The following is a 14,832-nucleotide window of genomic DNA, read 5'->3' as shown; positions in this document are numbered from 1 at the left end:
TGGTTTATAAAAATATTTGACAACAATTTTATAAGGAGGAATATGAAATGGGTAAAGTAATTGGTATTGACTTAGGAACAACTAATTCATGTGTGGCAGTAATGGAAGGTGGAGAGCCAACTGTTATTCCAAACAAAGAAGGTGCTAGAACTACTCCTTCTGTTGTAGCATATTCTAAAAAGGGAGAAAGAATTGTCGGTGAACATGCAAAGCGTCAGGCTGTAACTAATCCTGATCAGACAATTGCTTCAATTAAAAGAGAAATGGGTACAGATTATAGTGTAACACTTAACGACGAAGAATATAATCCACAGCAGATTTCTGCTATGATTTTACAGAAATTAAAAAGAGATGCTGAAGAATATTTAGGAGAAGATGTAGAAGAAGCTGTTATTACAGTACCTGCATACTTCAGTGATGCTCAGCGTCAGGCAACAAAAGATGCTGGTAAGATTGCAGGTTTAAAAGTAGAAAGAATTATTAATGAGCCTACCGCTGCATCTCTAGCTTATGGACTTGATGATAAAGGTGAAGAAACCATCTTGGTTTATGACCTTGGTGGCGGTACTTTTGATGTTTCCATTCTAGATATTGGAGATGGAGTCTTTGAAGTTATTGCAACTAATGGTAATAACCACTTAGGTGGAGATGATTTTGATCAGAGAATTATTGATCATTTAGCCGAAGAATTTAAAAATAGAACTGGAATTGACTTAAAGAAAGATAAGATGGCACTTCAGCGTTTAAAAGATGCAGCTGAGAAAGCAAAAATTGAGCTTTCCAGTGTTAAGCAGACAAACATTAACCTGCCATTTATTACTCAAACTGATGAAGGACCTGAACACTTAGATATTGATTTAACTAGAGCTAAGTTTGAGAGTCTAATCAGTGATTTGATTGAGCAATCTATGGAACCAGCTCGTAAAGCATTAGAAGATGCTGGAATGGATAAATCTGATATTGATGAAGTTATCTTAGTTGGTGGATCTACCAGAATTCCTGCTGTACAGGAAGCAGTTAAAGGTTTAATTGGTAAGGATGCTCACAAAGGAATTAATCCTGATGAAGTTGTAGCAGTTGGTGCAGCAATTCAGGGGGGAATTTTAGCAGGAGATGTAGATGATGTAGTATTATTAGATGTTACACCTCTGTCTCTCGGTATTGAAACACTTGGTGGAGTATTTACTAAATTAATTGATAAAAATACTACAATTCCTACTTCAAAAAGTAAGATTTTCTCCACTGCAACTGATAATCAGTCAAGTGTAGATATTCATGTTCTGCAGGGTGAGAGAAAAATGGCTAAAGATAATAAGACCTTAGGTCGTTTTCAGTTAACTGATATTCCACCTGCACCACGTGGAGTACCTCAGATTGAAGTAGAATTTGATATTGACAAAAATGGTATTGTTCACGTATCTGCTAAAGATAAGGGTACAGGCAATGAGCAAAAGATTACCATTAAATCTACAGGTAGTTTATCTGAAGAAGAAATAGAAGAAATGGTAAAAGATGCTGAAGAACATGCTGAAGAAGATAAAAAACGTGTAGAAAAAATTGAAACACGTAATGAAGCAGATGCTCTAGTTCATCAAACAGAAAAGACTTTAGATGAAGCAGGAGATAAAGTTGATGAATCAATTAAAGATAAGGTTGAAGCAGCTAAGGCTGAATTAAAAGATGTATTAGAAAAAGAAGATGCTGAGACTGAAGAGATTAAAGATAAAATGGAAGCTTTAACTGATGAATTAACAGAGTTAAGTTCTGAATTATATTCTCAAGCTGAAGGAGCTCAACCTGGTGCTGGTGCAGCAGGTGCACAGCCAGGAGCAGGCCAAGCAGGACCACAGCCTGGAGCAGAAGCTTCTCAAGCAGATGACAATACAGTTGATGTAGATTTTGAAGAAGTAGATGACGAAGAGAAATAATTAAAACTATAATTAATAAATTAGAAAAGAATAGATCAGTTTAGGGAGAGTGAGCCTCTCCCTATAACTGTTTTCTCTTTCTTTTTTTTAGAGAGGTGATTCAAAGATGGCAAAGAAAGATTATTACGAACTGCTCGGTGTTGACCGGGATGCCGATCAAAAAGAAATTAAGCGGGCTTATCGTAAGCTTGCCAAAAAACATCATCCTGATATGAATCAGGAAAAAGATACCTCAGAAAAGTTCAAAGAAATCTCTGAGGCCTATGAGATTTTAAGTGATCCGGATAAAAGAGCACGTTATGATCAATATGGACATTCAGGTATCAACGATCAAGATTTCAACTTTGATGATTTTGCTCAAGGTGGTTTTGGTGGCCTTGATGATTTATTCAATATGTTTGGCTTTGGCGGCGGTATGGGCGGCCGTAGAAGGAATGGTCCTCGTCGTGGAGCTGATTTACAGTACAGAATGGAAATTTCTTTTGAAGAAGCTGCTTTTGGCGGTAAAAAGGAAATTAGAATTCCCAGAGAAGAAGAATGCGATCGCTGTGATGGCAGTGGTGCTGAACCAGGCACAGATGTAAAAACATGTCCTGAGTGTAATGGTCAGGGCCAGGTGCGCAGCAGTCAACAGACTCCATTTGGACAATTCACTCAAAGCAGAGTTTGTCCTAAATGTGGTGGAGATGGTCAAATTGTTGAAGAAGCTTGCCATAAATGTAATGGATCTGGTAAAGTTCGCAAACAGAGGAAATTAACTGTTAATATACCTGCAGGAGTAGATACTGGAACTAGACTTAGAATGTCTGGCGAAGGCCAAGCAGGAGAAAAAGGTGGACCAGCAGGAGATTTATACATTATAATGGATGTTCAGGATCATGAAATATTTAATCGTAAAGGCGATGATCTCTACTGTGAGGTTCCAATTAGCTTTGTCCAGGCAACACTTGGTGATAAGATTAAGGTTCCTACTTTAGAAGGTAAAGTTCAATTTGACATTCCTGAAGGAACTCAACCAGGTACAACCTTTAGATTGAAAAACAAAGGTATAACCCATCTTAATGGTTATGGACGTGGAGATCAGTATATAAAAGTTAAAGTGATGATTCCTAAGGAATTAGATGACAAACAGAAAGAGCTGCTGGCTGAGTTTGCTGAGATCAGTGGTGAAGAAATAAACCCAGAGCATAAAAGTTTTTTAAAAAAAATAAAAGACGCAATTAATATCTGAAATTAGCAAGTTTGATTTCAATATTATTAATTATAACTCTTAATTTTGGAGTGAAAAAAATGCATAGATTTTTTATAGATCAGAGTACTGAAGTTGATGCAAGTGTAATTATTTCTGGAAATGACTATAACCATCTTAAAAATTCCCTGCGCCTGAATATAGGTGACAGGGTTATTCTTTCTGATGGTGATGGTTTTGATATGGAAGCTGAAATTATTGATTTTAATGAGAATGAAGCTGAATTAAAAGTATTAACTAAAGAGAAATCAAAAGTTGAAGCAGAGCTTAGAGTTTGGCTGGCCCAGGGGTTACCTAAAAAAAGCAAAATGGACTTAATAGTAGAAAAAGCAACTGAAATTGGTTTTGCCGGCTTAATTCCTTTAGCAAGTAAAAGAACTATTGTTAAGTATAATCATAAAAAGAAAGCTAAAAAGCTCAGCCGCTGGCATAGAGTTGCAGAAGCTGCTGCCAAACAGTCAGGCAGATCTGTGATTCCAGAAATTAAAGAATTTTACAGCACTGATAATTTAAAGAATTTAAAAGAGGAATTTGATTATGTTTTGCTTTTATGGGAAGACGAAAAAAAATATTCAATAAAGCAATTTTTTAAAGAAAATAATGTTGATGCTGAAGCCAAGGTTTTATTAATTATTGGTCCTGAAGGTGGATTTTCTGAGGCAGAGGTAAATCAGTTAAAAGCAGAAATGGATGCTATAATTATTACTCTGGGACCAAGAATTTTAAGAACTGAAACTGCTGGAATTACTGCTTTAACAGCTATATTATATGAGAAAGGTGAACTTGGTGATCAAGATGATTAAAAGAGCAGCTTTTTACACCTTGGGTTGTAAAGTGAATCAGTATGAAACTGAAGCTGTAATAGACATTTTTATAGACAGCGGTTATCAAATTGTTGATTTTTCAGAAAAAGCAGATGTTTATATTGTTAATAGCTGTACTGTAACAAATGAAGCAGCTCGAAAAACAAGACAGATTGCCCGCAGAGCAAAAAGGAAATTTCCAGACAGTATAGTAGCTATCGTTGGTTGTTATACCCAGGCTTTTCCAGATGAAGTAAGAGATATAGAAGAAATTGATTTTGTTATGGGCAGTAATAATAAGGCAAAAATTTTGAATAAAGCTGAAGAGATGCTGGCAGGAAAAGCAATTACAAATGATGTAAAAGAATATCAAGAATTAAAAGAATATGAAGAATTAGAATTGAAAAGATTGTCAAATACAACTAGGGCCAACGTTAAAATTGAAGATGGATGTAATCAATTTTGCAGTTATTGTATTATTCCCTATGCTAGAGGACCGGTAAGAAGCCGCAAAAAAGAAGATATAGTAAAAGAGATTAAAAGACTGAGCCAACAAGGTGTCAAGGAGATTATTTTAACTGGAACTCATCTTGGGGCTTATGGGAGTGATAGAGGTAATAGTCGAGCTTTAACCCAGTTAATGAAGGATTTAACTGAACTTGAAGAGTTAAAGAGAGTGCGCTTGAGTTCTATTGAAGGCACTGAAATTGATCAAGGAATAATGGAGCTAATTGCTGAAGAAGAGATGTTCTGCCCTCATTTACATCTACCATTACAAAGCGGCAGCAATAAAATTTTAAAAGCAATGAACAGGCCTTATACTTTAGAAGATTTTAAAGAAACCACAGCTGAATTGAGAAAAAAAATACCCAATTTAGCTATTACAACTGATGTCATTGTTGGTTTTCCAGGTGAAACAGAAGCAACTTTTGCTGAAACATTAGCAGCAGTTAAAGAAATTGGATTTTCTAAAGTTCATGTTTTTCCCTATTCGGCAAGAGAAGGAACACCAGCTGCAGAAATGAAGCAGCTTAATGGAAATCTAGTAAAAGAATACAGCAAAAAACTTCGTTTAGTTAATGAAGCATTAATGCTTGATTATCAAAAGGAATTTATAGGTCAAGAAAAAGAGGTTTTAATTGAAGAAGTTCGAGATCATTCTACAGATCTTTTAACTGGATATACAGATAATTATCTAAAAGTTTTAGTTGATGGTCCAGATAATTTAAAAAATGAATTAGTGAAAGTTAAGTTAGAGAAATCAATTGATTCTTACCATATAAAAGGTAAAATAACAAAATAAAAGGAATTTTGTTCTTTTAAGAGAATATAAATTATAAGAGAATATAATTTATAACTCAAGTTTAAAAATGTGAATTTTTGTTTCATATTTAAAATAAAAGGAGGGATTTTCTTGAAAGATTGTTTGTTTTGTAAAATTGCTGCAGGTGAGATGGAGACAGACTTTGTTTATCAAGACGAAAAAGTTGTAGCTTTTAAAGATCTCAATCCTCAGGCACCTGTTCATTTATTAATAGTACCCAAAAAACATATTTCAGATTTAAATAATCTTAAGTCTGAAGACAGTGAATTAGTTGGTCATATATATCAGGTTGCTAAAAAAATGGCAGCTAAATTTGAAATAGCTGATTCTGGATACAGATTAGTTAGTAACTGTGGTGACGATGGAGGTCAAACAGTATATCATATTCATTTTCATCTTTTAGGTGGAAGGAAATTGCAGTGGCCTCCGGGATAAATAAATTTTAGTTTTAAATTTAAAAACAAGATAAAAGAGATTATTAAACACAGATTGGGGTTGTAAAAATGAGCAAATTAAAAGAGCGGTTAATGGAAGATATGAAAAAAGCAATGAAAGCAAAAGATAAGGAAAGACTTTCTGTAATTAGAATGACTAGGTCAGAAATCAAAAACAAAGAAATAGAAACTGGAGAAGAATTAAATGACCAGGAAGTAACAGCTGTAATAGCTAAGCAGGTTAAACAGATTAAAGATTCTTTGTCTGATTTTGAAAAATCAGGAAAAAAAGATGTAATGGAAAAACTTCATAATGAGATTAAAATTTTACAGGAGTATTTACCTGAACAGATGTCAGAAGCTGAGGTAGATAAACTTGTAGATCAGGTCATTGAAGAAACAGGAGCAGAAAACATGTCTGATATGGGCCAAGTTATGGGAGCAATCATGCCTAAAATCAAAGGGAAAGCTGATGGGTCAATGGTTAGTTCAAAAGTAAAAGAGAAGCTTAGTAATTAAATAAAATTTAAAAAAGAAAGGGGTTTTCCCTTTCTTTATTCCTCTTTATTGGAGGTGACAGCATGAAAAAAATAATTTTAATTTTTTTAATATTATTTATAAGTTTTAGTTTATATAGTTCTGCATCTGTAAAAGCAGAGGTTATCCATATAAACTTAGATAGTGAAATTAATAATGCAGAATTCAGTTTTATCGATAAAAATTTAACTGAGGCTGAAAATATCAAGGCTGATTTTGTGATTATAGAAATTAACTCACTTGGTGGTTTTGTAGATTCAGCGCTTAAAATAAGAGACAGAATTTTAGAATCAGAGGTAAAGATTATAAGTTTTGTAAATGGTAGAGCCTGGTCAGCTGCAGCTTTAATTGCTTTAGCAGGAGAAAAATTATATATTTCACCATCCTCAAGTATTGGTGCTGCGGAAACAAGGCCAAATGAAGAAAAATATATTTCGGCTTTAAGAAAAGAATTTGCTGCTACTGCAGAAAGAAGAAATAAGAACCCTCAAATTGCGGAGGCAATGGTAGATGCTTCAATGGAAATTGAAGGTATAATTGAAAAAGATAAGCTTTTAACTTTAACAGCAGCAGAAGCTCTTGAAGTTGGAATTGCAGATTATACTGCTTCATCTTTAGCAGATTTGGCAGCAGCAGAAGATATTAATTTAAATGAAATAACTACAGTTGAAAAAACTAATTTAGAGAAAATAATGGGGATTATCAGTAACCCTTATGCAAGTTCATTGCTTTTAATTATAGCCTTTTCTGCTCTGATATTTGAGGCTTTAACACCTGGTTTTGCACTTGGAGGAACTGTTGGGATAATCACTTTATTAATCTTTTTTGCCGGTCATATTTTTACTGGCTCAATTGGTGTTGGAATAGTTGTTTTATTTATAGTTGGTATTATATTGATTTTGGCAGAAATTTTTCTTATTCCTGGTTTTGGAGTTGCAGGTATAAGTGGTATAGCAGCTGTTTTATCAAGTTTGTTTTTTATTTTTCCAAATAGCTCAATTGCTATCAATGTTCTATTAGCTGTAGTAGTCTTTACTTTAGTTATTGGAATTTTAATGTTTAAAAAATTTGGAAGCAGTCGTTTTTGGAAAAGAATTTCTTTAGAAAGTAATTCTGAGAACTATTTTTCTTCAGCATCAAAAAAAGATTACCTTAATCAAGAAGGGGAAACCTTATCCAAATTGAGGCCGGCTGGAACCATAAAATTAAATGGCGAAAGAGTTGATGCAGTTAGTGAAGGAAGTTTTATAAATAAAGGTCAAAAAGTTAAAGTTATTTCAGTTTCTGGATCTCGGGTTGTTGTTCGAAAAATATCAGAGGAGGAATAGATAATGGAAATTTTATCGATATTAATTTTAGTAGCTATAATTTTATTTTTTGTTTTATTTTTTTATTTTATACCATTGGGATTATGGATTTCAGCAACTGCTGCAGGAGTAAAAGTTGGGTTTTTTAATTTAATCGGAATGCGTTTAAGAAGGGTAGTTCCATCTTCAATTGTTGGCCCTATGATTAAATCTCATAAAGCGGGAAAAGGTTTAAGTAGTGATCAACTAGAGGCTCATTATCTAGCAGGAGGAAATGTTGATCGAGTTGTTGATGCTTTAATTGCTGCTCAAAGAGCAGAAATTGATTTAACTTTTGAAAGAGCAGCTGCAATTGACTTAGCTGGTAGAGATGTGCTGGAAGCAGTTAAAATGAGCGTTAATCCAAAGGTCATCCAGACTCCAGTTGTTACAGCTGTAGCAATGGATGGTATACAGGTGATGGCAACAGCTAGAGTAACAGTAAGAGCTAATATAGAACGTCTTGTTGGTGGAGCAGGAGAAGAAACTGTACTGGCAAGAGTTGGAGAAGGAATAGTCACAACAGTTGGATCTGCAGAATCACATAAAAAGGTCTTAGAAAATCCTGATTCTATTTCTAAAACAGTTTTAGACAAAGGCCTAGACTCTGGAACTGCATTTGAAATTTTATCTATTGATATAGCAGATGTTGATGTTGGTAAAAATATAGGAGCTCAACTTCAGACTGATCAGGCTGAAGCAGATAAAGAAATTGCACAGGCTAAGGCTGAAGAAAGAAGAGCAATGGCTGTTGCTGAAGAACAGGAAATGAAAGCAAGAGTTCAGGAAATGAGAGCTAAGGTAGTTGAAGCTGAGGCTGAAGTACCACTAGCGATGGCTGAAGCTCTTAAAAAAGGTAATATGGGAGTAATGGATTATTTAAATCTTAAAAATGTAGAGTCAGATACAAAAATGAGAACAAGTATTTCCGAAGCTTCAGAAAACGATAATGAATCACAAAATGGAAATTAATTTTAAAACTGGCTTTGAAAGTCGAGGTGGATTATGGAAGGATTAATATTTTCACTTCCAATATTAATCATATTCTTCTTCATTTTATTTCAGATCTTTTCAATTGTTAAAAGGGTTATTAATACTTTGCTGAAAAAATTTCAATTGACAATTGATCAGGCAGGAGAAGAAGGCAAAAGAAGTGATAGCTTAGATGATCTTGACTATAATCAATATGATGAAGAAGAAGTTGAAAAAAGAATTAATGAAGCAGAAAAAAAATCATTAGCCAAAAGAAAAGAAGAAATTTTAAATAGAGGTAATAACTCAAATAAAAATAAAAAAGCTGATGAGAGGCAGATAAATGAATTGAAAAAACCTAATAAAAGCAATTCATTTGCAAAAACTTTTTCTCAATATAGTGAGGTAGAAAAAGTTGTGATTTATAATGAAATATTATCGAAACCTAAAGCTTTAAGAAAAAATTAATATTATAATATAAAAAAACTGTGGCCAACCTCCGGCTGCAGTTTTTCGCTAAATTTGTTTAAAGAAATAAATATGATATAATAAATAAGTAAAAGTAATTAAGGAGGAGTTATAATTTGAGTCAAACAGATAAAATTATTGAAATCAATGATTATAAGCTTGCCCAAAATTTCTTTGGTCACAATGACCGCAATTTAAAGTTGTTAGAAGATATATTATCTATAAAATTAAATGGTAGAGGTAACCAAATAAAAATCAATAATGATAATAAAAATAATGAAACTGAGAAAATAATTAAAAAGTTAATTTCTTTGACAGATACAAAAGAAGAACTTTCACCTAGGAAATTAAAATATGCAGCTGAACTTTTAAAAAGGAATCCAGCTGTTAATTTAGATAAAATTTATGATGAAGTTGTGCTGGAAAACTATAAAGGTAGAAAGATCAAAGCTAAAACCATGGGGCAAAAGCTTTATTTAGAGTCAATTAAAAACAGAGATATTGTTTTTTCTATAGGACCTGCTGGAACTGGGAAAACATATTTAGCTATGGTAATGGCAGTTAAAAGTCTATTGAAAAATGAAATAAATAGAATTGTTTTAACTAGGCCTGCAATTGAAGCCGGAGAAAATTTAGGTTTTCTTCCAGGAGACATGCAGGAAAAAGTAGATCCTTATTTGAGACCACTATATGATGCTTTATATGATATTTTAGGTCCTGAAAAAGCAAAATTATATCAGGAAAAAGATATTATAGAAGTTGCACCACTTGCTTATATGAGAGGTAGAACACTTGATGATTCTTTTGTTATTTTAGATGAAGCACAAAATACTACTTTAGAACAGATGAAAATGTTTTTAACTAGAATCGGTTTTAATTCTAAGGCTGTAATCACGGGGGACATTACTCAAATAGATCTTCCCAGTAAAAAGCGTTCTGGTCTGGCAACAGTTCAGAAAATATTAAAAGATATTAAAGGAATAGACTTTGTCTACTTAAGCAGACATGATGTTGTGAGGCATGATCTTGTTAAAGAAATCATTAAAGCATATGAAAGTTATGAAAGTGGGAACTAAAAATGAAATTAATGAAAAAATTAAGAGTTAAACTCCGCAAATGGAGAAGAGAATATCTTGATTTTTCATCTAATACCTATAAGATTATTTGGGCAGTGATTTTCTTTATTCTAATTGCTCTAACTTTAAGCCTTGATCTGATTCCTAATCAGGTTGATTTGAGAGCAGGACAGGTTAGCCAAAGTGATATTACCGCCCCGCGAACAATTAGATTTATTGATGAAGCTAGAACTTCTGAATTGCGACAGAGAGCTGCGGATACAGCTCCAAGAGTATACGAAGAAGATAGCACTGTAGAAGAAGAGGTTTTAAATAAGGTTAATAACTTATTTGATACTGTAAGATCTGAAAGACAATTTTTCTATTACAATAAAGTTGATTTAGGAGCAGAAGAAAATTTTCAGCAAAATGACACAGTTTTAGAAGATAATCAAAATAATGAAAGTCCTAAAGAAAAAGTTATAAGTCAAAATGAAATAGATAATTTAACTGAAGCTGAAGTAAATGAGATAGTTAAATTAATAGATGGTGATTTAGACTTTGAAATCAGCAGTGAAAATTTAGCTAATTTAGTCAGGTTAAATAATGATGAATTAAATGATCTTAAAAATAGATCAATAAATCTTTTGCAGGCTAAATTACAAAGCAGAATCTTACCATCAGATCTTGGAACAGCACGTCAAGATCTTCGTCAAAACACGATGGAAATGGATATTTCAAGGAATAAAAGATTAATATTAGCAGAAATTTTAAATAAAGTTATTGCTGCTAATATGTTTTTGAACCAAGAAGCAACTGCAAATAGACGTCAAGAAGCTATCTCAGATGTTGAGGCTGTCGAGAAAACTGTACGCCAGGGTGAAATTATTGTTCGTAAAGGTGACGTTGTTACTGATGCTGATATCGAGGTTTTAGAACGGTTGGGACTGCAAAAAGGTGGAATTAATTATTACAACATTAGTGGGAGAATAATAATTAGTTTTATTTTAATTATAATACTGGGTTTTTATTTTTATAAATATCAAAAAGATATCTGGCAGGATAACAGCAAATTGCTGTTAATTGAACTTTTAATTTTAACAGTTGTTGTTCTAGCTAAAATTCTGACTTTATTTCATAATCCTTTTGTAAATTATATGGTACCAACTGCTATGGCTTCCATACTATTAACTATCTTGATTGGTAGTGATACAGCCTTAATTACCACATTATTTATCAGTTTATTGATTGCACCTATCTATGATATGAATTTTAATATAGTTCTTACATCCTTTTTAGCTGGTTTAATTGGTATTTTTAGTGTAACAAAAGTTAAAGAGCGTGGAGATATTATTAGAGCTGGTTTAAATGTTAGTTTTATATTAGTGTTTTTAATAGGAGGTCTTTCATTACTCCAGCAAAACCAAGATTGGGTTTATTTAATCTGGTCAATTGGAGGCGGAATTGTTAATGGTCTTTTAGTGGGGGTTTTAGCGAATGGTTTATTGCCATATCTAGAGGATTTATTTGATATGACAAGTTCTGTAAAATTATTAGAACTTTCAAATCCCAGTCAACCGATTTTAAAAAGAATGCTTGTTGAAGCACCGGGTACTTATCATCACAGTGTAATAGTTGGTAATTTGGCTGAAACAGCAGCCGAAGATGTAGGGGCTGATTCACTATTAGCAAGAGCTGCTGCTTATTATCATGATATTGGTAAATTGAAAAGACCTTATTTTTTCTCTGATAATCAATTTGGAGGGGAAAATCCTCATGATAAAACATCTCCTAATTTAAGTGCACTAATTATTAAGTCACATGTTAAAGACGGGGTAGAATTGGCTGAAGAAAACGCCTTGCCGTCTAAGATTATAGATATTATTAAACAGCATCACGGTACTAATTTAATATCATATTTTTATCAGCAGGCTTTACAGGATAATAAGCATGATGACATTGAAAAAAAAGATTTTCGTTATGATGGACCTAAGCCTCAAAGTAGAGAAGCAGCAATCATTATGTTAGCTGATATTACAGAAGCTGCTTTAAGATCTAAAAACTTTAACAAAAATAATCATGACAGAATTGAGGGTTTTGTTAGAGGTCTGGTAAAAGATAAATTAATAGAAAATCAGCTTGATCAATCAAATTTAACTTTAAGTGATTTAGATACAATAGTTAAAAGTTTTGTTAAAGTTTTAACTGGTATTTATCATCAAAGAGTAGAATATCCAGAAAAACTACTTAAAGAAATGAAAGGTGGTAATAATAGTGCTTAATGTAGAATTTAATAATCAACAGGATGATATCAATATTCAAGACGATATACTTGACCTTTTAGAAAAAGTAATTATAACTGCTGCTGAATTGGAAGGTTATAGTGGGGGAGAAGTAAGCATTGCGTTTGTTAGTAATCAGCAGATAAAAGAACTCAATAATAAATATAGAGATAAAAATGAGGCTACAGATGTACTGTCGTTTCCTATCGATGATGAAATGCTTGGTGATATTATTATTTCAGCTCAGCGTGCTGCAGAGCAGTCAGAAGAATATGCTCATTCTTTAAAAAGAGAGCTTGCTTACTTAACTGTACATGGAATGCTGCATTTATTTGGTTATGATCATCATAGTGAAGAAGAAAAGAATGAAATGCGGCAGAAAGAAGAAAGAGTTTTAACTCAACTGGGTATAAGTAGAGATTAGGTGTCAAAATGTGGATTCTTAAAACAATAGAGAGTTTTAATCATGCAATTGCTGGTTTAATTCATGCAATTCGAACCCAAAAAAATATGTGGATTCATTTAACGGCTGCAATTTTTGTTTTATCTTTTAGTCTTTTATTTGATTTAAGTAGGGTAGAATTATCATTGGTTATTATAGCAATTTCGCTTGTTATTTTTGCTGAATTAATTAACACTGCTGTAGAAATAATAATTGATATTCTGACCCAGGACTATAGTTTTAAAGCAAGAATTGCTAAGAATATAAGCGCTGCAGCAGTAGTAGTTGCAGCCGGAAATGCAATTTTTATTGCTTATTTGGTGTTTTTTAAAAAAGCGCAGGAATTATCATTAAATTTAATATTTAATCTAAGACATGAGCCCCTTCATTTAATTTTTATCAATTTATTTTTGATATTTATTCTAGTAATTACTTTAAAATCAATATTTAGCAGTGGTACACCCTTAAGAGGTGGAATAATTAGTGGTCATAGTGCTCTTGCAACATCTGTGGTCTTGATTATTTGGTTTTTAACTGAAAGTTTAATTGCATTTTCTTTGACACTTATACTTGCTTTTTTAACTGCTCAGAGCAGGTTAGAAGCTGGAACCCATTCCTTAAAAGAAATAGTTTTAGGTGCTTTACTTGGTAGTACCATTACAATTTTAATTTTTTATTTTTTTAGAATTTGATTATTTAGTTGACTGTGGAGGAGATTTAAAATGTATTTAGAGTTAAGTTCATTATTTATATTAATATTTCTATCTGCCTTTTTTTCCGGTTCGGAAACAGCATTTATGTCTGTTAATAGAATTAAAATTAAGGAAAAAGTTCAAAGGGGAGATGAACATGCAGCAAGAGTTGATAAATTATTGCATAATCAAACTAAATTATTAACTACAATTCTTATCGGTAATAATTTAGTTAATATAGCAGCTTCCTCCATAGCTACTGCTTTATCTATTGAGTTATTTGGAAGTAAGGGAGTAGGAATTGCAACTGGTGTAGTAACTTTATTGATTTTGATTTTTGGTGAAATAACACCTAAATCTTTGGGAAATAATCATGCAATTGATTATGCAAAAGCAGCCTCAATTCCTCTATATTATTTAGAGATAATTTTATCACCATTTATTTATCTTTTTACTAAAATTGTTAATCTTTTTGTTAAAGATAAAAGTTTGATTTCTTCTGCCTTTTTAAGTGAGGAAGAAATAAGGCGCTTTGTTGATGTAAGTCAAAGAGAGGGTGTAATTAAAGAGACCGAACAGGAAATGATTCAGAGTGTATTTGAGTTTGATGATACTTTAGTTAAGGAAATTATGATACCAAGAATTGATATGGTATGTATAGAAAAAAATGCATCTTTAACTGAGTTAATAAAAATGGGAGTAGAAAAAGGTCATTCCAGAATTCCGGTTTTTGAAGAATCAATTGATAATATTATTGGTTTGATATATATTAAAGATTTATTAGAATTATTATTAAAGGAAAATGGAGATGTTGATATTAAACAGTTTGTTAAACCTATATATTTTATTCCAGAAGGAAAACCAATTAATCAATTATTATCTGAAATGAAGGAAAGAAAAGAACATATGGCAGTCGTTGTAGATGAATATGGTGGCACTTCTGGTTTAATTACAATTGAAGATTTATTAGAAGAAATTGTTGGAGATATTCAGGATGAATTTGATTTAGAAAAAAGCTATATAGAAGTAGTTGATGATACTACATTAATGCTTGATGGCAGAGTTGATATTGAAGAATTGAATAAATATTTAGAAGAACCATTAATAGAAAGCGATAATTATGAGACAGTAAGCGGTTTGATTTTATATTATTTAAATCGATTACCAGTAAAAGGAGAGAAATTAGAATTAGAAGACATGACTTTTATTATTGAAAGCATTATTGATAATAGAATTAGAAAAATTAAACTGATAAGTGATCAATCTATAAAATTTGAGGAAGAGTAATAATTGTTTAGAG

14 protein-coding genes are annotated in these 14,832 nt (G+C 32.3%); all 14 read left to right on the top strand.

All coding sequences use genetic code 11. The annotated features are described in order from the left end of the window. Positions 1 to 47 precede the first annotated feature (47 nt). The 14 genes from dnaK to HSACCH_RS10375 all read left to right on the top strand — a co-directional run bounded on the left by dnaK (position 48) and on the right by HSACCH_RS10375 (position 14,819). Positions 48 to 1,928, top strand: coding sequence for a molecular chaperone DnaK (dnaK, locus tag HSACCH_RS10440; protein WP_005489739.1), 1,881 nt, complete (start codon positions 48 to 50; stop codon positions 1,926 to 1,928). A 106-nt stretch (positions 1,929 to 2,034) separates the two neighbouring features. Continuing rightward, positions 2,035 to 3,159: a molecular chaperone DnaJ gene (dnaJ, locus tag HSACCH_RS10435; RefSeq protein WP_005489738.1), complete on the top strand. Its 1,125-nt coding sequence runs from the start codon at positions 2,035 to 2,037 to the stop codon at positions 3,157 to 3,159. 59 nt (positions 3,160 to 3,218) lie between these two features. After that, on the top strand, positions 3,219 to 3,980 hold the full coding sequence (locus tag HSACCH_RS10430; RefSeq protein ID WP_005489737.1) for a 16S rRNA (uracil(1498)-N(3))-methyltransferase: 762 nt from the start codon (positions 3,219 to 3,221) through the stop codon (positions 3,978 to 3,980). Next, the gene (gene mtaB, locus HSACCH_RS10425; protein ID WP_040477453.1) at positions 3,973 to 5,283 is read left to right on the top strand and encodes a tRNA (N(6)-L-threonylcarbamoyladenosine(37)-C(2))-methylthiotransferase MtaB; all 1,311 of its coding nucleotides are present in this window, start codon (positions 3,973 to 3,975) and stop codon (positions 5,281 to 5,283) included. The genes HSACCH_RS10430 and mtaB overlap by 8 nt, the downstream gene beginning before the upstream one ends. Positions 5,284 to 5,394: 111 nt before the next feature. Further along, complete coding sequence (locus HSACCH_RS10420) at positions 5,395 to 5,739, top strand: histidine triad nucleotide-binding protein (RefSeq protein WP_005489735.1); 345 nt, start codon at positions 5,395 to 5,397, stop codon at positions 5,737 to 5,739. Positions 5,740 to 5,807: 68 nt separating this feature from the next. Then, entirely contained in the window at positions 5,808 to 6,257 is a 450-nt protein-coding gene (locus HSACCH_RS10415) for a GatB/YqeY domain-containing protein (RefSeq protein WP_005489734.1), read from the top strand. Between the two features lie 62 nt (positions 6,258 to 6,319). Further along, on the top strand, positions 6,320 to 7,603 hold the full coding sequence (locus HSACCH_RS10410) for an NfeD family protein (RefSeq protein ID WP_005489733.1): 1,284 nt from the start codon (positions 6,320 to 6,322) through the stop codon (positions 7,601 to 7,603). 3 nt (positions 7,604 to 7,606) lie between these two features. Further along, positions 7,607 to 8,593 (top strand): flotillin-like protein FloA, encoded by a 987-nt coding sequence (floA, locus tag HSACCH_RS10405; protein WP_005489732.1) that lies wholly within the window; start codon positions 7,607 to 7,609, stop codon positions 8,591 to 8,593. A gap of 126 nt (positions 8,594 to 8,719) precedes the next feature. After that, complete coding sequence (locus tag HSACCH_RS10400; protein ID WP_160162754.1) at positions 8,720 to 9,061, top strand: hypothetical protein; 342 nt, start codon at positions 8,720 to 8,722, stop codon at positions 9,059 to 9,061. A gap of 116 nt (positions 9,062 to 9,177) precedes the next feature. Continuing rightward, the gene (locus tag HSACCH_RS10395; RefSeq protein WP_005489728.1) at positions 9,178 to 10,137 is read left to right on the top strand and encodes a PhoH family protein; all 960 of its coding nucleotides are present in this window, start codon (positions 9,178 to 9,180) and stop codon (positions 10,135 to 10,137) included. A 2-nt stretch (positions 10,138 to 10,139) separates the two neighbouring features. Next, entirely contained in the window at positions 10,140 to 12,398 is a 2,259-nt protein-coding gene (locus tag HSACCH_RS10390; protein ID WP_005489725.1) for an HD family phosphohydrolase, read from the top strand. After that, positions 12,391 to 12,822, top strand: a complete 432-nt coding sequence (gene ybeY, locus HSACCH_RS10385; RefSeq protein ID WP_005489724.1) for an rRNA maturation RNase YbeY — start codon at positions 12,391 to 12,393, stop codon at positions 12,820 to 12,822. Before HSACCH_RS10390 ends, ybeY begins: the two co-directional genes overlap by 8 nt. An 8-nt stretch (positions 12,823 to 12,830) precedes the next feature. Further along, positions 12,831 to 13,532 (top strand): diacylglycerol kinase, encoded by a 702-nt coding sequence (locus HSACCH_RS10380; RefSeq protein ID WP_005489722.1) that lies wholly within the window; start codon positions 12,831 to 12,833, stop codon positions 13,530 to 13,532. A gap of 30 nt (positions 13,533 to 13,562) precedes the next feature. Continuing rightward, positions 13,563 to 14,819: a hemolysin family protein gene (locus tag HSACCH_RS10375; RefSeq protein ID WP_005489720.1), complete on the top strand. Its 1,257-nt coding sequence runs from the start codon at positions 13,563 to 13,565 to the stop codon at positions 14,817 to 14,819. The last annotated feature ends 13 nt before the right edge of the window (positions 14,820 to 14,832 follow it).

The organism is Halanaerobium saccharolyticum subsp. saccharolyticum DSM 6643 (assembly GCF_000350165.1).
GTDB lineage: Bacteria > Bacillota > Halanaerobiia > Halanaerobiales > Halanaerobiaceae > Halanaerobium > Halanaerobium saccharolyticum.
Note: the sequence above shows the minus strand (reverse complement) of the source record. Positions and strands in the feature narration are given on the sequence as shown.

What these genes read in the sequence shown, in the direction of transcription:
- dnaK (WP_005489739.1), top strand. Translation starts at nt 48, where the DNA reads ATGGGTAAAGTAATTGGTATTGACTTAGGAACAACTAATTCATGTGTG.
- dnaJ (WP_005489738.1), top strand. Translation starts at nt 2,035, where the DNA reads ATGGCAAAGAAAGATTATTACGAACTGCTCGGTGTTGACCGGGATGCC.
- HSACCH_RS10430 (WP_005489737.1), top strand. Translation starts at nt 3,219, where the DNA reads ATGCATAGATTTTTTATAGATCAGAGTACTGAAGTTGATGCAAGTGTA.
- mtaB (WP_040477453.1), top strand. Translation starts at nt 3,973, where the DNA reads ATGATTAAAAGAGCAGCTTTTTACACCTTGGGTTGTAAAGTGAATCAG.
- HSACCH_RS10415 (WP_005489734.1), top strand. Translation starts at nt 5,808, where the DNA reads ATGAGCAAATTAAAAGAGCGGTTAATGGAAGATATGAAAAAAGCAATG.
- HSACCH_RS10410 (WP_005489733.1), top strand. Translation starts at nt 6,320, where the DNA reads ATGAAAAAAATAATTTTAATTTTTTTAATATTATTTATAAGTTTTAGT.
- floA (WP_005489732.1), top strand. Translation starts at nt 7,607, where the DNA reads ATGGAAATTTTATCGATATTAATTTTAGTAGCTATAATTTTATTTTTT.
- HSACCH_RS10390 (WP_005489725.1), top strand. Translation starts at nt 10,140, where the DNA reads ATGAAATTAATGAAAAAATTAAGAGTTAAACTCCGCAAATGGAGAAGA.
- HSACCH_RS10380 (WP_005489722.1), top strand. Translation starts at nt 12,831, where the DNA reads ATGTGGATTCTTAAAACAATAGAGAGTTTTAATCATGCAATTGCTGGT.
- HSACCH_RS10375 (WP_005489720.1), top strand. Translation starts at nt 13,563, where the DNA reads ATGTATTTAGAGTTAAGTTCATTATTTATATTAATATTTCTATCTGCC.